Origin of the sequence: Brevibacterium casei CIP 102111 (genome assembly GCF_900169275.1) — a bacterium.
In the GTDB taxonomy this organism is placed as follows: domain Bacteria; phylum Actinomycetota; class Actinomycetes; order Actinomycetales; family Brevibacteriaceae; genus Brevibacterium; species Brevibacterium casei.
Genome location: NZ_FXZC01000002.1, coordinates 134,039 through 157,463 on the forward strand (window position 1 = coordinate 134,039; position 23,425 = coordinate 157,463).

Genomic DNA, 23,425 nt, shown 5'->3' on the forward strand with positions numbered 1-23,425 from the left:
CACCCTCCGACGGGTGCTCAGCGCTCGCGTCCGCTCACTTCGCTGTGGCCTGGAGCAGGCTGAGCAGCGCCCCCTGCTGATCGGGGGAGGAGAGGAAGAAGAGTTCGTCTCCTGCCTCGATGACGTCGTCCGGGCTCGGCGCGAACGCCCGTGCGTTGCGGATGATCGCGACGAGGACCGTGTCGACGGGGAAGCTGATGTTCCCGATCCTGGAGGCGACGAGTTCCGAGGTCTCGTTGACGGTGAACTCCATGAGCCCCGCCTGCCCCCGTTCGAAGCTCATGAGATGGACGAGGCCGCCGACCTCGACGGCCTCCTCGACGAGCGCGGTCATCAGCCTCGGCGTCGACACGGCGACATCGACGCCCCAGTTGTCGTCGAAGAGCCATTCGTTCTTCGGGTTGTTCACCCGGGACACCGTCCTGGGCACCCCGAACTCCGTCTTCGCAAGCAGGGAGAGGACGAGGTTGGTCTTGTCGTCACCGGTCGCGGCGACGACGACGTCGGCCTCCTCGAGGTGGGCCTCGCCGAGACCGGAGAGCTCGCACGCATCGGAGAGCAGCCATTCGGCGCCGGGGATCTTCTCGTGCCCGAGCGCCTCCTTGCTCTGATCGATGAGGAGGACGGAGTGGTGCTTGTCGAGCAGCTCCCTGGCCACGGAGCGGCCGACGGATCCGGCGCCGGCGATGACGACTCTCATTCTTCTTCCTCCCTGGCGGTCACGGGCTTGTCGAGGATGCGCTCGATCTCGCTGAGGCGACCGACCGGACACATGAGGTGGACGAGGTCGCCGTCCTGGATGAGCAGTTCGTCGGTGGCGACGATGCCCTCGGAGAGTCGGGTGACGTAGGCGACCCGCGCGCCGGTGGCCTCCTCGATCTCCGCGATGGGTCTGGCCACCCACCCGGGGTCGAGGTGGACCTCGGCGAGGACGAGGTTGCCTGAGGGCTCCCGGAACTCGGTGATCGAGCCCTGCGGGACGAGTTTGCGCATCACCTGCTCCGCCGTCCAGCGCACCGTGGGAACCGTGGGGATGCCGAGGCGTTCGAAGACCTGCGCGCGGTCGGGGTCGTAGATCCGGGCGGCGACGTTCGGGACGCCGAAGGTCTCCCGGGCGACACGCGCGGCGAGGATGTTGGAATTGTCTCCGCTCGAGACGGCGGCGAAGGCGAACGCGTCGGCGGTGCGGGCCTGGGTGAGGGTCTCCCGGTCGAATCCGAGGCCGGTGATCGTCGCACCCTTGAAGTCGGGTCCGAGCTTGAGGAAGGCGTCGGGGTCACGATCGACGACGGCAACCGAGTGGCCATTCGCATCGAGTGCTTTGGCCAGCGTTGCCCCGACTCGGCCGCAGCCCATGATGACGAAGTGCATGGTATCCCTTCTCGGCACGTGCTCTACCATTGGTGCTCGTGGCCAGCAGTTTTTCTGATGCCGTCAAAAGACTACTCGTTGGACGGCCGTTCCGCAGTGAGGACAGGCGCGCACCCGCGCTCAAGAAGCGCATCGCCATGCCTGTCTTCGCCTCGGACATGCTCTCCTCGGTCGCGTACGCCCCCGACGAGATCCTCCTCGCCCTCTCACTGACGACGCTCGTCTCGATCACCGTGGCCCCGTGGATCGGCGTCGCCGTCGGCGCCGTCATCCTCGTCATCGTCGCCTGCTACCGGCTCAACGTCCGCGCCTACCCGTCAGGCGGCGGCGACTACGAGGTCGCGTCGAAGAACCTCGGCCCCAAGGCCGGTCTCATCGTCGCCGCCGCCCTCCTCGTCGACTACGTGCTCACGCTCGCGGTGTCGATGACGGTCTTCGCCGCCTACATCACCACGGCCTTCCCTCTGCTCGCGCCCTACCGGGTGCCGGTGGCGATCGTCGGCATCGTCGTCATCTCCCTCCTCGGCCTCCGCGGATCACGGGCCCGGCCCGTGCTGCTGGCGATCCCCACCTACCTCTTCCTCGGCGCCGTCTTCCTCACGATGATCGTCGGCCTGCTCATGGTCGCCCAAGGCGACGTCCCGCAGGCGGAGACGGCGGACTACACGATCGTCCACGACGAGCTGGCCGACCAGGCGAGCCTGGGGCTCGCGACGGTCCTCATCGTGCTCCGCGCCTTCTCCTCGGGTTCGGTGGCGCTCGCCGGCGTCCAGACCGTGGCCACCGCGGTTCCCGCGTTCGCGAAGCCGCGCGGGAAGAACGCCGGCAACACCCTCGTCCTCTCCGGGTTCCTCGCCGCGATCATGCTCACGGGGCTGACGTACCTCGCCTCGGTGACCGGGGTGAAGTACGTCGACGATCCGCACCTCTATCTCGTCCGCGCCGACGGCAGTCCCGTCTCGGCCGAGTACGAACAGGAACCGGTCCTCGGCCAGCTCGCGCACACGATCTTCGCCGACACCCCGATCATGTTCTACATCGTCGTCCTCGTCGCCGCGCTCGTCCTCATCGTCGCCGCGAACACCGCCGTCGAGGGCTTCCCCGGACTGGCATCGCGGCTGGCCAGGGACGCCTTCCTGCCCCGCCAGCTCGCGAGCAAGGGCGACCGGCTCACCTTCTCCAACGGCATCCTCCTCCTCGCCGTCGCAGCGATCATCCTCGTGGTGGCGACGAACGCCTCGGCGACGACGCTCATCCAGCTCTACCTCGTCGGCGTGTTCGCGAGCTTCGTCGTCGGGCAGCTCGGCATGGTGCTCCACTGGAACAAGCGCCTGCGCCTGGTCATCGACCCGAAGGCGCGGATGCGGATGCGCATCAACCGGCTCATCAACGGGGTCGGCTGCGTCATCGCCGCCGGCGTGCTCATCGTCGTCATCGTCTCGAAGTTCCTCGCCGGCGCCTGGATCGCCGTGGCCGCAATGGCCGTGCTCTACCTCGTCATGGGCGCCATCCACCGCCACTACTCACGGGTGGCGAGCGAACTCGCCCCCGACGCCGAGGTCGACTCGCGCACGATCCCGTCGAACACGCACGCGATCGTCGTCGTCAACGACATCAACAAGCCCACCCTGCGGGCACTCGCCTACGCCCGGGTGACCCGGTCGAGCCAGCTCGAGGCCGTCACCGTCGCCGTCGACGAGGAGGCCGCGGAGAGGCTGCAGCGACGGTGGAACGAGATGGAGCTGCCGGTGCCTCTGACGGTGCTCGCCTCGCCCTACCGTGAGCTCGTCCGCCCCCTGCTCGCCCATGTGCTCGCGATCCGCAGGCGCTCCCCGCGCGACCTCGTCATCGTCTACATCCCGCAGTACATCGTCGGCCGCTGGTGGGAGCACATCCTCCACAACCAGGTCGCCCTCAAACTGCGCACGAGACTCCTCCTCGTCCCCAATGTCGTCGTCGTCTCCGTCCCGTGGCGGCTGCGCTCCTATTCGCGTCAGCATCGCGGCGACGGTCCCGACGCCGAACTTCCCCTCTACGGACAGGCCTGAGATCGTGAGCCCCCACACCCCCGCCTCCGCACACCCCAACGGCGAGGACCTCGTCCTGCGCATCGAGGGTCCCGCCGCCGGCGGCTCGTTCGTCGCCCGCGACGACGGCCGCGTCGTCTTCGTCTCCGGGGCCCTGCCCGGCGAGCTCGTCCGGGCCCGCACCGTGCCGGGACCGGGGAAGGTGCTCCGTGCCGAGGTCACCGAGGTCCTCGAGGCCTCCGAGCATCGCGTCCCCGACCGTCGGACCGCTTACCTCGCCGAGGCGGCCGGTCCCGACGACCGGGGCGCCGGCGGTCTGTTCGGGGGCATGGAGTTCGCCCACGTCGACCTCGCCCACAGCCGTGACCTCAAAGCGGAGATCGTCACCGACCAGCTGCGGCGCCTCGGGGGACTCGACCGGGAGGACACCGTGTCCGCCGCACCCGGGGAGACGACGGGCACGGACTGGCGCACCCGTGTTCAGCTCGCCGTCGACCGGCACGGCGAGCTCGGCATGGTCAGGTCCCGCAGCCACGACGTCGTCGCCGTGGGTCGCGCGCCGCTCGCCGTGACCTCCATCGCCGAGGTGGACCTCGGCACCGTGCGCCTGCCCGGTGCCGAGCGCGTCGAGTTCGCCGCGACGGGGCAGACCGGTGCCGTCATCGTCCGCGGGGCGGTCGAGGACACGGCGCTGCGCGACTTCGCCGAGGCCCTGCCCGAGGACTGGTCGCTGCTCACCGGACCGGCAGCGCCGCCGCGGCAGACGGCACGCCGCGGACACGATCGCCGCGCCCGCGGCCGGCACCGCGGCAGTGCGCACCGCTCCCACGGGGGCTCTGCGGCGGGGGAGCCCACTGGGCCTCTGCAGGTTCACCGGGGCACTGAGACCCTCACGGAGACCGTGGCTGGTCGCGACTTCACGGTCTCCGCCGACGGCTTCTGGCAGGTCCACGAGCAGGCGGCAGCGCTGCTCAGCGACCGCGTCGTCGCAGCCCTGCCCGACGACGCCCGTGAGATCGTCGACCTCTACTGCGGGGTCGGGCTGCTCGGCATCGGCGCGGCCGCGGCCACGGGCGCGCGCCTCTACGGCGTCGAAGGAGTGGGACCGGCGATCGAGCACGCGCGGACCAATGCCGCCGGTCTCGACGCCGAGTTCGTCGCCGGACGGGTCGACACAGCCGCACTGCCTGACTCGGACGTCGTCATCCTCGACCCGCCCCGCGCGGGAGCGGGGAAGGCTGTGACCGACCGCCTCGTCGAGTCGGGTCCGGACTCGATCGTCTACGTCTCCTGCGATGCGGGCACGCTCGCCCGCGACCTCGCCGCCCTCACTGCCGGCGGGTACGCGATCGAGAGCCTCGAGGGCTTCGACCTCTTCCCGCTCACCGCACACATCGAGACGGTCACGGTCCTCCGCCGCTGAGCCGGCACCTCGGCGGGGGGACGGGAGCGCCTCACGGACGGTTCGGCAGGACCGGACGGCCGCCTCGGCGAGGGACTGACTCAGTGGACGCCGGACCTGCGGGGGAGGAGGACGAGGACGATGAGGGCGAGGAACGTCGTGAGGAATCCCCACAGGCCCCACCAGCCGCCCGAGCGCCCCTTCTCCTTGGCGACGGTCTGGCAGACGACGGCGAAGATGATGCCGACGAGCAGGGCGCCGAAGCCGAAGCCGGCGCCGAGGGTGAACGGATCCATGGTCTCTCCTCATTCAGGGGTCCGTCGACGGAGCGGACAGTGCTGTGTTCTCGCTCCAGACTAGGACCGGGCGGGCCGCCGGCGCCGTGGTGCGAACCGGACGAGGTGGGGAGGAAAACCCGAGCCTGCCCTGTCCGAATGGCGACTCGCCGAGGTGGTCATCGGCAGGGGAATGCGCTAGAATTTATCTTGACGTCAAGATACTTTTGGAAACAATTGTGTCGCGTAAATCGGTGCGCGCGCAGGGCCTGGCCCGGTTTCTTGGATGAGTGTCGAATGAAACAGGAGAATCACGATGAGCAACGTCGATACGTTCGAATCGAAGAGCACCCTGACCGTGGGCGATACGGACTACGAGATCTATCGCCTCGACGCGGTCCCCGGGGCGGAGAAGCTTCCCTTCAGCCTCAAGGTGCTGCTGGAGAACCTGCTGCGCACCGAAGACGGTGCCAACATCACCGAGGAGCACATCAAGGCCCTCGCGAACTGGGATCCCAGCGCCGACCCGAGCACGGAGATCCAGTTCACCCCGGCCCGTGTGGTCATGCAGGACTTCACCGGCGTGCCCTGCATCGTCGACCTCGCCACGATGCGTGAGAAGGTCGCGGAGCTCGGCGGCGATCCGGACAAGGTCAACCCGCTCGCCCCGGCCGAGCTCGTCATCGACCACTCCGTCCAGATCGACGCCTTCGGCACGGCCGACGCGATCGAGCGCAACATGGACATCGAGTACGAGCGCAACGGCGAGCGCTACCAGTTCCTCCGCTGGGGCCAGACCGCGTTCGACGACTTCAAGGTCGTGCCTCCCGGCATGGGCATCGTCCACCAGGTCAACATCGAATACCTCGCCCGCGTCGTCATGCCGCGTGAGGTCGACGGAGTGCTCCGCGCCTACCCCGACACGCTCGTCGGCACCGACTCGCACACGACGATGGTCAACGGCCTCGGCGTCCTCGGCTGGGGTGTGGGCGGCATCGAGGCCGAGGCCGCGATGCTCGGCCAGCCCGTCTCGATGCTCATCCCGCGCGTCGTCGGCTTCAAGCTCACCGGGGAGATCCCCTCGGGCGTGACCGCCACCGACGTCGTCCTCACGATCACCGACATGCTCCGCCAGCACGGCGTCGTCGGCAAGTTCGTCGAGTTCTACGGTGAGGGCGTGGCCTCGGTGCCGCTGGCCAACCGTGCGACGATCGGCAACATGAGCCCAGAGTTCGGCTCGACCGCCGCGATCTTCCCGATCGACGACGTCACCATCGACTACCTCAAGCTCACGGGCCGCTCGCCCGAGCAGATCCAGCTCGTCGAGGACTACGCGAAGACCCAGGGGCTGTGGCACGATCCGGCGAACGAGGTCGCCTACTCCGAGTACCTCGAGCTCGACCTCTCCACGGTCGTGCCCTCGATCTCGGGACCGAAGCGTCCGCAGGACCGCATCGAGCTCTCCGATGCCAAGAGCCAGTTCGCCAAGGACATCCACAACTACGCCGCTCCCGGCGAGGAGTCGAAGTCGGCACCCGTGTCGACCGGTGACGGACGGAACTTCGAGCTGGCCAACGGCGCCGTGGCGATCGCCTCGATCACCTCGTGCACGAACACCTCGAACCCCTCTGTCATGCTCGCCGCAGGTCTGCTCGCCCGCAACGCGCGCAAGCGCGGACTCAACTCGAAGCCGTGGGTGAAGACCTCGATCGCACCGGGGTCGAAGGTCGTCACCGACTACTACACGAAGGCCGGGCTCATCGAGGATCTCGAGGCGCTCAACTTTTTCGTCGTCGGCTACGGCTGCACGACCTGCATCGGCAACTCGGGTCCCCTCGACGCCGAGATCTCCGAGTCCATCCAGGACAACGACCTCGCCGTGACCGCAGTGCTCTCGGGCAACCGCAACTTCGAGGGCCGCATCAGCCCCGACGTGAAGATGAACTACCTCGCCTCGCCTCCGCTGGTCATCGCCTACGCGCTGGCGGGAACGATGGACTTCGACTTCGAGAACCAGCCGCTGGGCAAGGACTCCGAAGGCGTCGACGTCTACCTCAAGGACCTCTGGCCCTCGCCTGAGGAGGTCCAGTCGGTCATCGACTCCTCGATCTCCACCGACATGTTCGACACCGAGTACGGTCGGATCTTCGACGGTGACGAGCGCTGGCAGGCGCTGCAGACCCCCGAAGGCGCGATCTTCGAGTGGGACGAGAACTCGACCTACGTGCGCAAGCCGAACTACTTCGACGGCATGACGCTCGAGACCGTCCCGGTCACCGACATCGAGGGCGCCCGCGTGCTCGCGAAGCTCGGCGACTCGGTGACGACCGACCACATCTCGCCCGCGGGCTCCTTCAAGGCCGACACCCCGGCCGGCAAGTACCTCGTCGAGCACGGCGTCGAGCGCAAGGACTTCAACTCCTACGGTTCGCGTCGCGGCAACCACGAGGTGATGATCCGCGGCACGTTCGCGAACATCCGTCTGGCCAATCAGCTCCTCGACGGAGTCCAGGGCGGGTTCACCCGCGACTTCACGCAGGAGGGTGCGCCGCAGACGACGATCTACGACGCGTCCGTGAACTACCAGGCCGCGGGCATCCCGCTCGTCGTCCTCGGCGGCAAGGAGTACGGTTCGGGATCCTCGCGCGACTGGGCGGCCAAGGGCACGAAGCTGCTCGGCGTCCGCGCGGTCATCGCTGAGAGCTTCGAGCGCATCCACCGTTCGAACCTCATCGGCATGGGCGTCCTGCCGCTGCAGTTCCCCGTCGGCGAATCGGCCGAGTCGCTCGGACTCGACGGCACCGAGACCTTCTCGATCACCGGTGTCACCGAGCTCAACGAGGGCACGACCCCGAAGACCGTCAAGGTCTCAGCGACCAAGGACGACGGCACGACCGTCGACTTCGACGCCGTGGTGCGCATCGACACCCCGGGTGAGGCCGACTACTACCGCAACGGCGGCATCCTCCAGTACGTGCTCCGTCAGCTCGCGACTGCCTGATCCGCTCGGACGACGTCCCCCGTTCCGGCCCTCATGGGGTCGGGGCGGGGGACGTTCGCGTTCGGCCGCCTCGGCGGGATGGGGTGCGTGCGTCCGCCTCGGCGGGGACGGCCCGGGTCGACCGCCTCGGCGAGGTGGGGTTCCTGCGCACCCCGCACCCTCAGCCGCACACACAACCCGTGCACCGGTTGTTTTTCGCGCTCCGGGTGCGTTGTGCGGAGCTTCGCCGAGGTTGTCGTGCCAGAGGTGCGTTGTGCGGCTGACGGTGTGGTGTGGGTTTCGGGTGCGGGGGACCGCCTCGGCGAGGTGGGGCTCCTGCGGACCCCGCACCCTCAGCCGCACACACAACCTCTGCAACGGTTGTTTTTCGCGCTCCGGGTGCGGGATGCGGAGCTCCGCCGAGGTTGTCGTGCCACAGGTGCGTTGTGCGGCTGACGGTGTGGTGTGCAGTGTCGGGTGCGGAGCGCGGCCAAGGGTGTTGGGTGCGGGGTGGGAGACTTCGCCGAGGTGCGGGCATGGGTTCAAGGCACGGGGAGACGTACCCCGTGGGCGACGTGCCGAGCGTGACCGGCGACACGAATCTTCGAGGCAAGCTGGGTTGCGTGTAGCCGACGCGCTAAAATGTTCCGAGTGGTACCACCTGCACCATCGCGATCGACCGATCGTCGATCGCCGTCCCATCCGAGAAGCGAGGCCGCATGACATTCCTTGAGTCGATCGAGTCGCCTGAGGACCTGCGCGGACTCGACTCGGCCGAGTGCGAAGTGCTCGCGAAGGAGATCCGCGACTACCTCGTCACGACGGTCGCGGGCACGGGCGGGCATCTCGGCCCCAACCTCGGCGTGGTCGAGCTGACGATGGGGCTGCACCGGGTCTTCGACTCCCCACACGACACGATCCTCTTCGACGTCGGCCACCAGACCTACGTCCACAAGCTGCTCACCGGGCGGATGGCCGAGTTCGGCACTCTGCGCCAACGTCACGGACTCTCCGGCTACCCCAGCCGGGCCGAAAGCGACCATGACGTCATCGAGAACTCCCACGCCTCGGCGTCCCTGTCGTGGGCCGACGGCATCGCCAAGGCCCACCAGCTCAAGGGCGAGAGCGACCGTCATGTCGTCGCCGTCATCGGCGACGGTGCGCTCACCGGCGGCATGGCCTGGGAGGCGCTCAACACCATCGCCGCCGACACCTCGACCCCGCCGCGCAAACTCGTCATCGTCGTCAATGACAACGGCCGCTCCTACGCCCCGACCGTCGGCGGGTTCGCCGCCCACCTCGACGAGCTGCGGACGACCTCCGGCTACGAGAAGCTCCTCTCGTGGGGCAAGTCGACGCTCCGGCAGTCCGGTGCCCCCGGCCGTGCCGCGTACAGCGCGATCCACGGGGTGAAGAAGGGGCTCAAGGACATGGTCAGCGCCGAGCAGACCGGCATGTTCGACGAACTCGGCATCAAATACCTCGGCCCTGTCGACGGCCACGACCTCGAGAGCGTCGAGAAGGCTCTGGCCCGGGCCAAGCAGTACGAGGGCGGACCCGTCATCGTCCACATGATCACCCAGAAGGGCCAGGGCTACGACCCTGCCGTCAACGACGACGCCGACCAGTTCCACTCCGTCGGCGTCATCGACCCGGTCACCGGCCGTTCGACCCCGTCGAAGCAGGCGTCGTGGACCTCGGTCTTCGGCGACGAGGTGCTCGAGATCGCCCGCGACCGCGACGACGTCGTCGCCGTCACCGCAGCGATGCTCCTGCCCGTGGGGCTCGCGAAGTTCGCCGAGGCCTACCCCGAGCGCGTCTTCGACGTCGGCATCGCCGAACAGCACGCCGTCGCCTCAGCCGCCGGCCTCGCCTACGGCGGACTCCATCCGATCGTGTGCATCTACGCGACCTTCCTCAACAGGGCCTTCGACCAGATCCTCATGGACGTCGCCCTCCACGGGCAGGGTGTGACCTTCGTCCTCGACCGCGCCGGCATCACCGGCCCCGACGGGGCCAGCCACCACGGCGTCTGGGACATGGCGATGCTGCGCATCGTCCCCGGCCTCAAGCTCGCCGCCCCACGCGACGGGGCACGCCTGACCGAGGAGCTGCGCGAAGCGGTCGCGATCTCCGACGCCCCTACCGTCATCCGCTTCCCGCGCGGCAGCGTCGGCGCGGACGTGCCCGCTCTCACGCGCACCGCCGACGGCGTCGACGTCATCCGCGAGATACCTGCCGGTCAGGCTAAGGACGTCCTCATCGTCTCCGTCGGACCGTTCGCCGCCCGGGCCCAGGAGGTCGCCGAGGCGCTGGCCGCCCAGGGTCTGTCCGCGACGATCGTCGACCCGAGGTGGGTCCTGCCGGTGCCCGACAGCGTCATCGAGTTCGCGAGCGAGCACAGCCTCGTCGCCGTCATCGAGGACGGGGTCCGCCTCGGCGGCATCGGTTCGCGCATCCGCAGCGACCTGCGGGCCGCCGACTCCCGCATCGGCGTCGTCGAACTCGGCGCCCCCGACGAGTTCCTCCCGCAGGGCACCCGCGACGAGATCCTCGAGTACATCGGCCTCGACGTGCCGACGATGGTCTCCGAGATCGTCAACGCCCTGCCCGCGGACGTGCGGGGACGGGCCGAACACGGTAGCCGCCGCGCCGTCTGAGCCTCAGACCAGAGCCTCAGACCAGAGCCTCAGGTCTCGGCGAACGCCGTCGGCCACTTCTCGGCGATCCACCCGCTCCAGTCCTCGGCGGCGCGGGCCCCGAAGTCGCCGACCGCCTCGGCGGAATCCGGCTCATCGAGCATCTCCCGCCACTCATCGAGTTCGGCCTGGGTGACGGGCCATTCCGTCTCCGGGGACCGGCGGTGGCGCTCGGCGATCCGTTCGGCCTGCATCTCCCTGCTGATCGGGAGATACTCTGTGCGTGCCACCGCTCCGACTCGGGCAGCGAGCCAGCTCAGGGCGACGCGCTCCTGCTTCCTCCAGAGTCCGAAGTCGAGGATCACCGAGGTGCCGGCGCGGAGGATCTCGAGCGCGGTGGCGATGAGCCTGCCCTCGAGGACCGGCCGCTGACCGTCCGGATCGGGGTCGCCGAAGAGCGGGCGCATCCATTCGTCGGGGGAGAGCCGGACGGCAGGCAGCGAGGCGGCGAGCTCTGCGGCGCGGGTCGACTTCCCGGCACCGGCGAGGCCGACCATGAGGATGAGCTCGGGTGGGCGGATGAGCCGGGCCGCACTCTGACCGGCTGCACCCGGCCAGGGCGCTCCCTCACCGTGCTCGCTCATGCGCGAGGAAGCTCATCGAGCGCCGCTGAGAGCGGCGGGGCCGTGAGTGCGACCTGCCACGGCCTGCCCCCGTGCTCGGTGAGGAAGGCCTCGACGTCCTCGCGCCCGGAGGCGGCGAGCGACTTGACGAGAGCGGGCTGGAGGAGGACATCGTGGGGAATCGTGTGCTCCTCGGCCACCTCGGCGACTGCGGCCTTGAGCGCGGCGGTGCGCTCCTTGATCTCCGTGTGGCTGAATGGGGACCGGGGGAGTCGGCTCGGCTCACGTTTGGGAGGCAGTTCGTCGGGAGTGAGGCGAGCGGCCCTGCGCAGGGCCCGGAAGAGCCTCGCCGCGTCGGCACGGGAGAGCCGGGACCAGCGTCCGAGCAGGTCATCGCTCGAGCGGGCCCGCGACCGCGCCATGTCGATGAGCTCACGGTCGCGCAGCACCTTCGAGGGTGCGATGTCGACCTCGGAGGCCATCGCGTCCCTGGTCAGCCACAGTTCGCGGACCTTCGCGAGCTCGGCGCGCGAGGTGAGCTTCGCGAGCCCGCTCGTTCGTCGCCACGGCTCCGCATGGACCTTCGGACGGAAGTCGAGGAGGTGGGCGAACTCCTGCTCCGCGAACTCCCACTTGCCGGCCGCGACGAGCTCTGCGGCAAGGGCGTCGCGGATCGGCAGGAGCACCTCGACGTCGAGGGCGGCGTAGTTGAGCCACTCCTCCGGCAGGGGACGGGTCGACCAGTCGACGGCCGAATGCTCCTTGGCCAGACGGACGCCGAGCGTGCGTTCGGCGACCGCGGCGAGGCCGAACTTCTCCCACCCGAGGAGTCGGGCGGCGAGTTCGGTGTCGAAGAGCGCAGTGGGGACCATGCCGCGATCCTGCAGGCACGGCAGGTCCTGGGTGACGGAGTGGATGACCCACTCGCCGCCGCTGAGGGCTGCGTTGAGCGCCGACAGGTCCCCGAGCTCCTCGGAGTCGAGGAGGACGGTGCCCGCACCGGCGCGGCGCAGCTGGACGAGGAAGGCGCGCTGACCGTAGCGGATGCCCGAGGCGCGTTCGGCGTCGATCGCGATGGGACCGGAGCCTGCGGCGAGACCGGCGCGCACCTCGGCGAAAGCCTCTGAGGTGTCGACGACGGGTGGGACGCCGTGTTCGGGCACGGAGAGAAGCGGTGGTTCGGTAGTCATCGACGTCGCCCGGGCAGGGCTGATACTCCTTCAGGCAGGGGCGGGAGACCCGCGACGGTGCACAGCAGATCGATCCAGGCCTCGAGATGATCGCCGATCATCTCCGGTTCGGTGATGATCGGCGTCCACGAGGCGCGCAGCTCCAAGTCTATCGTCGCCGGTCTCGTCGCCAGCGTCCCGAAGCTCTCCGAGAGCACTCGGGTCGTCGTCCCGCCGGCTGCGACGAGTTCGCAGTCATTGGCCTCGAGGGCATCCTCGAGCCACGACCAGGCGACGTGGCCGAGCATCGTCTCGTTGCCGAGCTCGTGTTCGAGTTCGGCCCGGATGTAGGAGACGATCCGGAACGAGCCCTCCCACTCCTCGGGGGCCTCGGGGTCGAAGAGGACGACGATGCGTCCGGTCGCGAGCTCCTCGATCGACTCACCGCTGGCGGCGATGAAGTTCTCGTCGGCCGTGACCTCGGCACCGAGGGCATAGGAGTAGGGCGCGAGCTTCGCGGGAGCCGGGATCTCCGAGATCGAGACGTTGTTCGTGTCCCGGGCTTCACGGAGCACCGACGTCACGGCGCTGAACTCCGCCGGTATGCGGTTGAGAGGCGAGGTGTTGACCACACTCGACACGATAGAACAGCGTGCACCGGTGCGGAATCATCCACGCCGAGGCGGCCCGAGAGAATCGCTTCCCACCGACGGAACCTGCCCGCTCAAGGTCCGGGTCCCGCAGCTGATCCGGGCGCAAGACGCAGCGTCTTGAAACCGTGCGCGGTTGGGCGGCAGGGCCTCTGGAATGGGAGGATGGGCTCATGACTTCAACTTTGCTGCCTGCTCTGCAGGGAGAGCCGATCGATCACACCCCCGTCTGGTTCATGAGGCAGGCCGGTCGCTCCCTGCCCGAGTACCGCAGACTGCGCGAGGGCACCTCGATGCTCGACTCCTGCCGGGACCCCGAACTCGTCACCGAGATCACCCTCCAGCCCGTGCGCCGTCACGGAGTCGACGCCGCGATCTTCTTCTCCGACATCGTCGTCCCCCTCCAGGCGGCCGGTGTCGAGGTCGAGATCGTCGGCGGCCGCGGACCGGTCCTCGCCGCACCGATCCGCACCCGCGCCGACGTCGAGGCCCTGCCCGAGCTCGAACCCGACCAGATTCCCGACATCGCCGAATCGGTCGGGCGCATCACCGCCGAGCTCGGCTCCGACACCCCGCTCATCGGCTTCGCCGGGGCCCCGTTCACCCTGGCGAGCTACCTCATCGAAGGCGGACCGAGCAAGAACCACGAGAAGACGAAGTCGCTCATGGTCGCCGACCCCGAGACCTTCTCCCTCCTCCTGTCCAAGCTCGCGCGCATCTCCGCGACGTTCATCGATGTGCAGCTCTCCGCCGGCGCGTCGGCGTTCCAGCTCTTCGACTCGTGGGCCGGCTACCTCAACCGCCGCGACTACGACGACCACGTCCTCGAGCACTCGACCGCGGTCTTCGACGCACTCGCCGGCCATGACGTGCCGAGCATCCACTTCGGCGTCCAGACCGGGGAGCTGCTCGGTTCGATGTCCCGGGCCGGGTCGACCGCGATGGGCGTCGACTTCCGCGTCGCACTCACCGACGCCGCCACCCGCATCCAGCCCGGGCAGGCCCTCCAGGGCAACCTCGACCCGGCGCTGCTCTTCGCCCCGTGGGAGGCGCTGGCCCCGCGCATCGGTGAGATCGTCCGCGCCGGGCTCAGCCACGACGCCGGCTTCGTCTTCAACCTCGGTCACGGTGTCCTGCCCGACACCGACCCCGAGGTGCCGGGCCGCGTCGTCGCTGAGGTCCATCGGGTGTCCGCGGAGATCCTCGGGGAGGCGGCGGCGACCCGATGAGCCGGATCACGATCGTCGGCGGCGGGATCTCCGGGCTTGCCGCCGCTCACCGCCTCGCGTCCGAGCACGAGGTCATCGTGCTCGAGGCGACCGACCACCTCGGCGGCTGCCTCGACTCGACGACCCTGTCGGGAACGGTGGCTGAGGGGATCGATCTCGGCGCCGAGGCGAGCCTCCACCGCCGCCCCGAGACGCGCGAGCTCATCGCCGAACTCGGACTCGACCCGGTCCACCCCTCGCGGGAGCACGGTTCGCAGGTGCTCAGTCGAGGAGGGCTGCGGCCGATCCCGCGCGAGACGATCATGGGCGTGCCCGCCGACCCGGACACCGTGGCAGATCTGCTCGGGCCCGAGGCGACCGCGAGGGTGGCCGCCGAGGAGGTCACGGCCCCGATCGCGGGCACGGACACCTCGGTGGGGGAGTTCCTCGCCGCCCGCCTCGGCGACGACCTCGTCGACACGCTCGTCGACCCCCTCCTCGCCGGCGTCTACGCCGGGCGCTGCCGCGACCTCTCGCTCGCCGCGACCGTCCCGGCCCTCCTCCCCGCCGCCCTCGACGGAACCTCCGTCCTCGACCGGGCGGCCACCCTGCTCGTCGCCCGCGCAGAGACCGCACACACCGATCCCGGCGGAGAACCCGCACCCGTCTTCCTCAGCCTCCCCGGAGGCATCGGAGCCCTCATCCCCGCCCTCGCCGAGGCGATCACTGCAGCCGGAGGAGAGATCCGCACCGGCTCCCCGGTGACCGGCCTGAGCCGGGCCGGGAGCGGCTGGAGCGTCGCGACCCCCGACGGCGCGATCGAGTCCGACACGGTCATCCTCGCCACCCCCGCCTATGTCACCGCCGATCTCCTCGCCGAGGCGGCCCCGGGTCCCGCGACGACGCTGGCGGCCGTGCCCTACGCCTCGACCGCGCTCGTCCTCGCCCTCGTCGACCTCGGCGACGACGATCTCGAGGGGTCCGGGTTCCTTGTCCCACCCACCGCGGACGCCTTCATCAAAGCCTCGACGTTCGCGTCGAACAAATGGCCGTGGATGCGGCGACGGATCCCCGCCGGCACCGCGCTCGTGCGGATGAGCGTGGGACGCTTCGGCGACGCGCCCGGCACCTGGCAGGACCTCGACGACGCCGAGCTCACTGACCGCGCCTTCGCCGACTGGCAGGCCATCACCGGACGCAGCGGCGACCGGATCCTCACCGCCGAGGTCAGACGGTGGGACCGGGCGCTGCCGCAGTACGTGCCCGGCCACCTTGACGCCGTCGACGACCTCGATGAGGAGATCGCGGGCATCGAGGGACTCGAACTCGTCGGATCCGCCTACTCGGGTGTGGGCATCCCCGCCTGCATCGGACGTGCCCACGCCGTCGCGGACCGACTGATGACCACTGACAGTCCAGATGAGACGAAGGAGAAGCAATGAGCGACTACACTCAGCCCACCGAGGAGCAGATCGAACGCGCCAACCAGGAGACCCGCTACATCGCGTACTCGGTCTTCGCCGCTGCCGCCGAACTCGGCGACGCCGACCGCGCCGAGCTCGCCACGGAACTCGACGAGGCGCTCGCCCCGCTGCGGGAGAAGGGTCTCGTCGTCCGCGGCATCTATGACGTCTCCGCCCTGCGCGCCGACGCCGACGTGATGTTCTGGTACCACGCGCCGACGATCGAACTCGTCCAGGCCGCGTACTCCGCGATCCGCAGGACCCTGCTCGGGGGAGTCCTCGAACCCGTGTGGTCGGTCGTCGGCCTCCACCGCCCCGCCGAGTTCAACAAGGCTCACCTGCCTGCGCTGCTCACCGACGACGAGCCCGGCTCCTACATCTGCGTGTACCCGTTCGTCCGCTCCTACGACTGGTACGTCCTCGACCCGGAGGAGCGCTCGACGATGCTGCGCGACCACGGCATCGCCGCCGCCCCGTACAAGGACATCAAGGCGAACACGATCTCCGCGTTCGCCCTCGGCGACTACGAATGGCTGCTCGCCTTCGAGGCCGAGGAGCTCCACCGCATCGTCGACCTCATGCGCGATCTGCGCAACACGCAGGCCCGCCTGCACGTGCGGGAGGAGATCCCGTTCTACACGGGCCCGCGCCGCGAGCTCGTCGACATCATCTCCGACTGGCGCTGAGCGCTCCGCCGCCGTGGCATCGACCCACGGCGGCGGACCCGCCGGCCGCCGACGGCAGAGACGACGAGGGGGCCGACGCCATCATGGCGTCGGCCCCCTTCGGTTCGCTGCTGCGCTTCAGATCAGTACGCTCTCACTCGCCAGGCGATTCGCGCCTGACGACGTAGGAGTGTCCGGCGGCATCCGTGCGCATCTCGAGTCCGAGCGCCTCAAGCTGTTCGGTGCTGCGGTTCGCGTCTTCGAAGTAGCCTCCGGGGCGTGTGCCGTCGACCTGGGCGGGGCCGACGATCCTGCGGAAGAATTGGTTGAGCCACTTCACGCGGCGCTGGGGATCGTGGTTCTCAGTCATGGGGGCAGTCCTCCTCGGGCTCTCCGACCGGGTGGATCCCGGTGTGCACGGACGCTCCGACATTTCAATAGTACACTTAATGTTAGTGCACTAACTAATTGGGGGAACAACACGATGACCGACCATGACCCACTCGATCTCGAAAGCCAGATCTGCTTCGCCCTCGCGGTGGCTTCGCGCAGCGTCATCGGCGCGTACCGCTCGGTGCTCGACCCGCTCCACCTCACCCATCCGCAGTACCTCGTCATGCTCGCGCTCTGGCAGCACGGACGCCTGCCGGTGCGCCGGATCGCGGAGATGCTCCGGCTCGAACCGGCGACCGTGTCGCCGCTCGTCAAACGCCTCGAGGCCCTCGACTACGTCACCCGCACCCGCAGCGCCGCCGACGAGCGCATCGTCGAGGTCGACCTCACGCCGACCGGGGCCGCGCTGCGCACGGAGGCGGAGGCGATCCCCCCGGCGATGATGGAGAAGCTCGGCATGGACGAAGCCGGTCTGCGCGCGCTCCACGCGACGATGACCGACCTCATCGCCGCCGTCGACGCCTCGAACGCCGCCGAGGAGAAGGCCGCCGGGTGACGAACGCTGCCCCGGTGACAGGCGGGGACGCCGACGCGGTCGGAATCACAGCGTCCCGGCGGCATCGCCGACGAGTGCGGAGGCCGGGCGCGACATCGGCGTGTGCTCGATCCCGTCCTCGTCGAAGCGGGGACCGTTGGGGGAGAAGCCGAAACCTGAGTAGAAGCGCTCGAGGTGCGACTGGGCGTTGAGGGTGAGCGGCTCGCCGGGGAAGGCCTCGACGAGGTCGGCGACGAGCCGCCTGCCCCAGCCTCCGCCGCGGACGGCCGGGTCGGTGACGACGCGGCCGATGCTGCGCGCCCCGGGTTCCGCCGCCGGACCGTCGGCGAAGTCGGGTGGGAGCACCCGCGCGTAGGCGAGCGGCATGAGGCTCTTCCCGAGCTCCGCACCGTGCGTATCGGCCATCGTCCGCCCCTGTCCCGGGAAGAACGCATGCAGCGTGCCCTCGAGGGTGTCGACGCCGTCGAGATCGAGGAACACGCAGTCCTGTTCGACGACGAAGACCTGCGAGCGCAGCTGGAGGATGCCGTAGAGCTCGGTCGTCGTCAGCTCCGCGAAGCGCTTGAGCACGAGATCGGACATTCAGGCGTCCTCGTTGAGCCGCAGCGAGATCGAGTTGATGCAGTAGCGCTGGTCGGTCGGGGTGTCGTATCCCTCACCCTCGAAGACGTGGCCGAGGTGCGAGTCGCAGTTCGCGCAGCGGACCTCGATGCGCTCCATGCCCATCGACGTGTCGCGGATGTAGCGGACGCGGTCCTCGGCGAGCGGGGCGTAGAAGGACGGCCAGCCGCAGTGGGAGGCGAACTTCGTGTCTGAGGGGAAGAGGTCGGCGCCGCACGCCCGACACTGGTACATCCCCGCCGTCGTCGTGTCGACGTATTCGCCGGTGAAGGGCCTCTCCGTGCCGCCCTGCCGGAGGACGGCGAACTCCTCGGGGCTGAGCACGTCCTGCCAGCGGACCTCCTCGCCGTCTGCTGCGGTGCGGGCGTTCGTCTCACTCATCATGACCTCCGGTCTCTCTCGTGCGGGACTGGTCGCATCCATCATCCCAGCCGCAGGGTGGTCCTGACAGACCCTCCCACCAGCTCAACAGCGTTTGGAGAGATCTCATTCCGTGGGAGAGAATGAGATCAGGAGGTTCACATGGTCCGCGACTCACAGTTCCCGACGCGTCTGCTGCTCGCCGCCGTCGGCGTCGGTGCCGGTGTCGGCGCCGTGATCTCGGTGGCGTCGTCGGGACTCGCCGCGTACTTCGCCCGCCGCATCGTCGTTCCCGAGAACGCACCCGAAGAGCTCGACATCCTCCACATCGACGGCTTCTCACCGAACATGCGCATCCACCTGCCCGCCGATGAGGAGACGACGGTCCCGGGCACGTACGGTCTCTACTTCAGCCAGGGCGCCGGTCATGCCGTCATCGGCGACATCGTCGAATACGACCCCAGGTCCCAGACGGTGTCCCGGGAGATCCTCTCCGTGACCAAGGGCGACATCCGCCGGGCCCGCCACGGTCGGTGGACCGGCGTGGTCTACCCCGACCCGCTGGCAGCGGGCGTGAAGTTCGAGGACATCGAACTCGAATCCGACGCCGGAGTTCTGCCCGCGTGGTACCTGCCCACCGATCACCCCGAGCCCTCGGACACCTGGGCGATCCTCATCCACGGCCGGGCGAGCACCCGCGCCGAGGGCCTGCGTGCCGCCCCCGTCCTCAATACTCTCGGCGTCCCGGCGATCGCCATGTCCTACCGCAACGACGCCGAGGTGCGAGTCGAGTCCTCGTCCCGCTACGGCCTCGGCGACACCGAATGGATCGACGTCGACGCCGCGATCGACTATGCCCTCGCGCACGGCGCGCGCAACGTCGTCCTCTTCGGCTGGTCGATGGGAGGGGCGATCGCCTTCCAGGCCGCCTCCCGCGGACGCAACCGCGAGCACGTCGCCGCCCTCGTCCTCGACGGGCCCGTCGTCGACTGGATCAACGTCCTCGACGGGCAGGCACGGAAGAACATGCTGCCCACCCCGGTCGCGAAGCTCACACTCGAGATGATCACCCAGCCGTGGGCGCGCCCGATCACCGGGCTCGAGACGCCCCTCGACCTCAGCCGGATGGACTGGGTGACGCGGGCGGCGGAACTCGATGTTCCCGTGCTCCTCATCCACTCCGACGACGACGAGTTCGTCCCCTCCTCACCGTCCCATGCGCTCGCCTCCGTCCGGCGCGACCTCGTGACGATGCCGGCCTATGAGAGGGCCCGACACACGAAGGAATGGAACATCGACCCCGTCCGCTGGGAGGACGATGTCGCGAACTTCCTCGAGACGAAGGTGCTCCCGCACGACTGAGGCGCGAGTGCACGCCTGAGCCCCGCCTCGGCGCGGGATCACGGATCCACCCGATCACGGCGTGAGGACGAGCGTGTCGACGGTGCTCTCACGCACGGCCTGCGGCGAATACGCCCACGGGCGGGTCCGATTCGCCGCCCAGTCCTCGGTCTGGTCGGCATAGTTCGGATGGAACGCGTGCCCCGAGGCACCGGTGAGGTTGATCCAGCGGGAGTCGTCGAAATCGGCGAGGTCGATGATCTGGCGCATCGACGGCACCCAATTCGTCGCGAAGCCCTCGGAGGCGTCCCAGCCGGTGGCATTGACGACTCCCGAGCCGCCCGAGACCTCGTAGGGTCCGCGGTTGAAGAGCCGCTCGACCGCGGTGATCCCGGATTCGCCGAGGCTCGCGTTGCGGATCGTCAGCTCGTGCAGGGTGCCCCACCGCCATGTCACCGGCTCCGGACCGAGGAGGTCCTCCGTCCGGTTCCACGCGGAGCCGAGCGCCCGGGCGAGGGCCTCGTCGCGGTTCTCGACCTCGCCCTCCTGCCACCACGGGGAGTCGGGTTGGGTGAGGAGGTTGTCGATGACGAGGTACCAGTGGCTGCCGCCGCTCGGGCGCACCCCTTTGGGCAGCTTCGGGGCGAACACCTCGTCGAGGACGGTGGAGACGACGACGTTGAAGTACGCCGCACCGACGCTGTTCGCCGCGTCGCGTCCGTCCCACGTCCGCAGCAGCTCCTGACCCGCCTCGATGTCGGCATCTCCCTGGGCGTCGACGGCGAGGATGCGGGGCAGGAGCGTGTCGGCCATGGGATTGAGGTCGTCGCCCTGGATGCGGGAGAAGTCGTCAGCGGTGACGGGACCGGCGGCGATCGCCTCGGTGAGCAGATCGGTGATCCGCTCGGCCCGGTCGCCTCTGTCGAAGTCGCCGGACAGCCGCACGGACTGCCCGGGACGCGTGACGGGGTTGTTCGCGGTGACGATCCAGCCGCGTTCGGGGTTGAACAGGGACGGCAGCTCATCGAAGCCGATCCACCCCTGCCAGTCCTGGGCCGACTCCCAGCCCTGGCGGGGCATCATTCCGTCGGCCGTGCCGCGGCGGGGGATCTTCCCGGGCGCCTGGTAGCCGATGTTGCCCTCGGTGTCGGCGTAGACGAGGTTCTGGGAGGGGACGTCGAAAAGCTCGGCGGCGTCACGGAACTCCTCCCAGTTCGTCGCCCTGTTGAGCGCGAAGATCGCCGTGGCCGTGCGCCCGGGCTGCAGGGCCGTCCATTCGAGGGCGAGGCGGTAGCGCACTCCGCCCAATCCCTCCGTGGCAGACTTCTCCCCGGTCGTCGTGTCGAGGACGCGACGGTAGGTCTTGTCGAGGTCGGAGACGATCGGTCCGTGCTTCGTCTCCCACACCGTCATCGTCCGCGGCTCCTCCTTGGCGATCTCGATCGTCTCCTGCCGGGTCTCGACCCTCTCATCGCCTGCGTCGGAGAGGACGTCGGCGTCCCGGATCTTCTCGACGACGAGGTCGGTGACGTCGGGGCCGAGGTTCGTCATCCCCCACGCGATGGACTGGTTGTGGCCGATGACGACCCCGGGCATGCCGGAGAAGGAGAAACCGGAGACGTCGAAGGGGCATGCGGGGGAGACCGTGCGACAGCGCAGACCCACCTGATACCAGACCGAGGGCATCGCCGGCGACAGGTGCGGGTCGTTGGCCAGCAGCGGGGCCCCGGTGGCCGTGAGCTCCCCGGAGACGACCCACGAGTTCGACCCGAGGTCGTGGCTGCTCATCCCCAGCAGCGCCGGGAGCCTGCGGATCTGCTCGTCGAGTTCGGTGAGGTCGCCCGGCAGGGCGTCCTCCGACCGAGGGCCGGTGACGGTGCCTCCGGCGTTCGGGTCGTCCCCCGCCGAGGCGGTTCCCGGTGTCGAAGGGTCCGCCGAGGCGGTTCCCGGTTCTGCTGCCGGCTCGGCCTCCGGGGTGCCGCCGACGATCGTCGGGCGGTCGTCATAGGGGTAGTCGGGGTAGATGTCGGCCATCTGCGACTCGTCGAGGGACCCCGCGGAGATCGCGCGATCGATCTCGTCCTCGAGGTTCGAGCGCAGGTCCCATGCCATCGCCTTGAGCCAGGCGACGCTGTCGGCCGGCGTCCACTCCTCAATCGTCACCGGCCCCGTCTGGAGGCCGAGGATGCCGTACTCGAGGGACACCTCGGTGGGGGAGCGGTCGGCGAGGTAGGCGTTGACCCCGTCGGCGTAGGCCTGGTAGTAGGAGAGCGTCGTCGCGTCGAGGCGGGCGACCTCCTCCTCGGCGACCCTCCGCCAGCCCAGCGTGCGGATGAACGCGTCCGTGCGGTACTGGGAGGCGCCGAAGAGCTCGGAGAGCCGGCCCGCGGTGACATGCCGACGGAAGTCCATCTCCCAGAACCGGTCCTGGGCGTGGACGAACCCCTGGGCGAGGAAGAGGTCGCGGGCCGTGTCCGCTTCGATGCGGGGGATGCCGGAGGCATCGCGGGTGACGACGACCTGGGAGTCGAGGCCGGGGATGCTCAGCGTTCCGTCGGTGGTGGGGAAGGAGCGGCGGACGACGCCGATGCCGAGGAGGACGGCGATGAGAAGGAGGACGACGAGGGCCGCGACGACGCGGAGGACGGCCTTCTTGCTCAGGGACAGGTGGGTCCCGTCGGGCGGGCGCATGGCGGATTCCAGCGGGCTCGGCACGTCAGCATCCGCGGCAGCCATGGGTCTCCTTCGACGGCGTCACCTCAGAGTATAGGTGCTCACCGGCGGGAACGGGCGGGATCGACGCCGGCCGACGGGTCCTCCGGGGGCCGCGGCGGGTAGACGAAGGTGACGAGGACGACGGAGATCATCATGAGCAGGAACCACGCGACGAGCTTCGTCACGGGCACGAGCTCCCAGCCGCCGGCCTGGGACGGGTAGAGCCAGGCTCCCGCGGCCGTGCCGATGTTCTCCGCGATCCAGATGAAGAAGGCGACGAGGACGAAGGCGAGGAGGATCGGCATGCGCAGGGTGCGGGTGTGGACGCGGAAGTGCATCGTGCAGCGGAAGTAGACGATGACCGTGGCCGCGACGAGGACGAGACGGATGTCGGGCAGCCAATGGTGGGTGAAGAAGTTGAGGTAGATGGCAGCGGCGATGATCGCGGTGATCCACCTCGGCGGGTAATGGCTGAAGCGGAGGTCGAAGAGGCGGTAGACGCGGACGATGTAGGACCCGACGGCGGCGTACATGAATCCCGTGAACAGGGGGACCGCGCCGATGTGGAGGACGCCGCCGGGGGCGTAGTTCCACGACCCGACGGCGGTCTTGAAGATCTCCATCCCCGTGCCGACGATGTGGAAGACGACGATGACGAGGAACTCCCGACCCGTCTCGAGGCGGAAGGCGAGCATGCCGATCTGGATGAGCACGGCGATGATGACGAGGAGGTCGTTGCGGTCGAGCGCCGCCCCGTCGGGATACCACCACGCGGTGGCGACGATGGCCGCGAGCATGAGCGCCCCGAACAGGCACGCCCACGCCTGCTTGATCCCGAAGACGAGGAACTCCCGGACTCCGGTGGGCACCCGGGTCAGCCAGCGGTTGGCGAAGCGATCGAGGAGGAGTTCGAGCCGCGTGAGCTCGCGGTCAGAGGTCATCGGGGTCCTTCGGCGATCGGTCGGAG

Annotated in this window: 20 protein-coding genes; 9 read left to right on the top strand and 11 right to left on the bottom strand. The window is 69.2% G+C overall.

What is annotated here, in order from left to right:
• Positions 1 to 34: 34 nt before the first annotated feature.
• Positions 35 to 700 carry a potassium channel family protein gene (locus tag BC102111_RS04265; RefSeq protein ID WP_009377006.1) on the bottom strand — a complete coding sequence of 222 codons (666 nt, stop codon included), beginning with the start codon at positions 698 to 700 and terminating at the stop codon, positions 35 to 37.
• On the bottom strand, positions 697 to 1,371 hold the full coding sequence (locus tag BC102111_RS04270; protein WP_009377008.1) for a potassium channel family protein: 675 nt from the start codon (positions 1,369 to 1,371) through the stop codon (positions 697 to 699). Before BC102111_RS04270 ends, BC102111_RS04265 begins: the two co-directional genes overlap by 4 nt.
• 137 nt (positions 1,372 to 1,508) lie before the next feature.
• Between BC102111_RS04270 and BC102111_RS04275 the strand changes: the two genes are divergently transcribed.
• Positions 1,509 to 3,419 (top strand): APC family permease, encoded by a 1,911-nt coding sequence (locus BC102111_RS04275; protein ID WP_101623699.1) that lies wholly within the window; start codon positions 1,509 to 1,511, stop codon positions 3,417 to 3,419.
• A gap of 4 nt (positions 3,420 to 3,423) precedes the next feature.
• A complete protein-coding gene (locus BC102111_RS04280) occupies positions 3,424 to 4,821 on the top strand; it encodes a class I SAM-dependent RNA methyltransferase (protein ID WP_009377012.1) in 1,398 nt (465 codons plus the stop codon).
• A gap of 80 nt (positions 4,822 to 4,901) precedes the next feature.
• Here BC102111_RS04280 and BC102111_RS04285 read toward each other — a convergent pair whose 3' ends face one another.
• The gene (locus BC102111_RS04285; RefSeq protein ID WP_009377015.1) at positions 4,902 to 5,096 is read right to left on the bottom strand and encodes a hypothetical protein; all 195 of its coding nucleotides are present in this window, start codon (positions 5,094 to 5,096) and stop codon (positions 4,902 to 4,904) included.
• 295 nt (positions 5,097 to 5,391) lie between these two features.
• Here BC102111_RS04285 and acnA point away from each other — a divergent pair, with 295 nt between their 5' ends.
• Entirely contained in the window at positions 5,392 to 8,076 is a 2,685-nt protein-coding gene (acnA, locus tag BC102111_RS04290) for an aconitate hydratase AcnA (protein ID WP_063250163.1), read from the top strand.
• Positions 8,077 to 8,774: 698 nt separating this feature from the next.
• Positions 8,775 to 10,715 carry a 1-deoxy-D-xylulose-5-phosphate synthase gene (dxs, locus tag BC102111_RS04295; RefSeq protein ID WP_063250162.1) on the top strand — a complete coding sequence of 647 codons (1,941 nt, stop codon included), beginning with the start codon at positions 8,775 to 8,777 and terminating at the stop codon, positions 10,713 to 10,715.
• A gap of 29 nt (positions 10,716 to 10,744) precedes the next feature.
• Here dxs and BC102111_RS04300 read toward each other — a convergent pair whose 3' ends face one another.
• The 3 genes from BC102111_RS04300 to BC102111_RS04310 are packed head-to-tail and all read right to left on the bottom strand — an operon-like array spanning position 10,745 to position 13,118.
• Positions 10,745 to 11,338, bottom strand: coding sequence for a P-loop nucleotide/nucleoside kinase family protein (locus BC102111_RS04300; RefSeq protein WP_009377021.1), 594 nt, complete (start codon positions 11,336 to 11,338; stop codon positions 10,745 to 10,747).
• Positions 11,335 to 12,507: an HRDC domain-containing protein gene (locus BC102111_RS04305; RefSeq protein ID WP_063250161.1), complete on the bottom strand. Its 1,173-nt coding sequence runs from the start codon at positions 12,505 to 12,507 to the stop codon at positions 11,335 to 11,337. The genes BC102111_RS04300 and BC102111_RS04305 overlap by 4 nt, the downstream gene beginning before the upstream one ends.
• Positions 12,504 to 13,118: a DUF3000 domain-containing protein gene (locus tag BC102111_RS04310; protein WP_063250189.1), complete on the bottom strand. Its 615-nt coding sequence runs from the start codon at positions 13,116 to 13,118 to the stop codon at positions 12,504 to 12,506. The genes BC102111_RS04305 and BC102111_RS04310 overlap by 4 nt, the downstream gene beginning before the upstream one ends.
• Positions 13,119 to 13,309: 191 nt before the next feature.
• On the opposite strand from BC102111_RS04310, the gene hemE reads away from it, so the two are divergent.
• The 3 genes from hemE to hemQ are packed head-to-tail and all read left to right on the top strand — an operon-like array spanning position 13,310 to position 16,493.
• Positions 13,310 to 14,365, top strand: a complete 1,056-nt coding sequence (gene hemE / locus BC102111_RS04315; protein ID WP_101623700.1) for a uroporphyrinogen decarboxylase — start codon at positions 13,310 to 13,312, stop codon at positions 14,363 to 14,365.
• Positions 14,362 to 15,786 carry a protoporphyrinogen oxidase gene (gene hemG, locus BC102111_RS04320; RefSeq protein ID WP_101623701.1) on the top strand — a complete coding sequence of 475 codons (1,425 nt, stop codon included), beginning with the start codon at positions 14,362 to 14,364 and terminating at the stop codon, positions 15,784 to 15,786. Before hemE ends, hemG begins: the two co-directional genes overlap by 4 nt.
• Positions 15,783 to 16,493 carry a hydrogen peroxide-dependent heme synthase gene (gene hemQ / locus BC102111_RS04325; protein ID WP_009377031.1) on the top strand — a complete coding sequence of 237 codons (711 nt, stop codon included), beginning with the start codon at positions 15,783 to 15,785 and terminating at the stop codon, positions 16,491 to 16,493. The genes hemG and hemQ overlap by 4 nt, the downstream gene beginning before the upstream one ends.
• A gap of 133 nt (positions 16,494 to 16,626) precedes the next feature.
• On the opposite strand, the gene BC102111_RS04330 is transcribed toward hemQ, so the two are convergent.
• Positions 16,627 to 16,842: a hypothetical protein gene (locus BC102111_RS04330; protein ID WP_009377033.1), complete on the bottom strand. Its 216-nt coding sequence runs from the start codon at positions 16,840 to 16,842 to the stop codon at positions 16,627 to 16,629.
• Positions 16,843 to 16,956: 114 nt separating this feature from the next.
• Between BC102111_RS04330 and BC102111_RS04335 the strand changes: the two genes are divergently transcribed.
• A complete protein-coding gene (locus BC102111_RS04335; protein ID WP_009377035.1) occupies positions 16,957 to 17,421 on the top strand; it encodes a MarR family winged helix-turn-helix transcriptional regulator in 465 nt (154 codons plus the stop codon).
• 45 nt (positions 17,422 to 17,466) lie between these two features.
• On the opposite strand, the gene BC102111_RS04340 is transcribed toward BC102111_RS04335, so the two are convergent.
• Complete coding sequence (locus tag BC102111_RS04340; RefSeq protein WP_009377037.1) at positions 17,467 to 18,003, bottom strand: GNAT family N-acetyltransferase; 537 nt, start codon at positions 18,001 to 18,003, stop codon at positions 17,467 to 17,469.
• Complete coding sequence (msrB, locus tag BC102111_RS04345; RefSeq protein ID WP_063250188.1) at positions 18,004 to 18,423, bottom strand: peptide-methionine (R)-S-oxide reductase MsrB; 420 nt, start codon at positions 18,421 to 18,423, stop codon at positions 18,004 to 18,006.
• 141 nt (positions 18,424 to 18,564) lie between these two features.
• On the opposite strand from msrB, the gene BC102111_RS04350 reads away from it, so the two are divergent.
• Positions 18,565 to 19,764 carry an alpha/beta hydrolase family protein gene (locus BC102111_RS04350; RefSeq protein ID WP_063250158.1) on the top strand — a complete coding sequence of 400 codons (1,200 nt, stop codon included), beginning with the start codon at positions 18,565 to 18,567 and terminating at the stop codon, positions 19,762 to 19,764.
• Between the two features lie 54 nt (positions 19,765 to 19,818).
• Here BC102111_RS04350 and BC102111_RS04355 read toward each other — a convergent pair whose 3' ends face one another.
• A complete protein-coding gene (locus BC102111_RS04355; RefSeq protein ID WP_063250157.1) occupies positions 19,819 to 22,479 on the bottom strand; it encodes a penicillin acylase family protein in 2,661 nt (886 codons plus the stop codon).
• A gap of 38 nt (positions 22,480 to 22,517) precedes the next feature.
• Positions 22,518 to 23,399 carry a DUF817 domain-containing protein gene (locus tag BC102111_RS04360; protein WP_009377045.1) on the bottom strand — a complete coding sequence of 294 codons (882 nt, stop codon included), beginning with the start codon at positions 23,397 to 23,399 and terminating at the stop codon, positions 22,518 to 22,520.
• Positions 23,400 to 23,425: the final 26 nt, after the last annotated feature.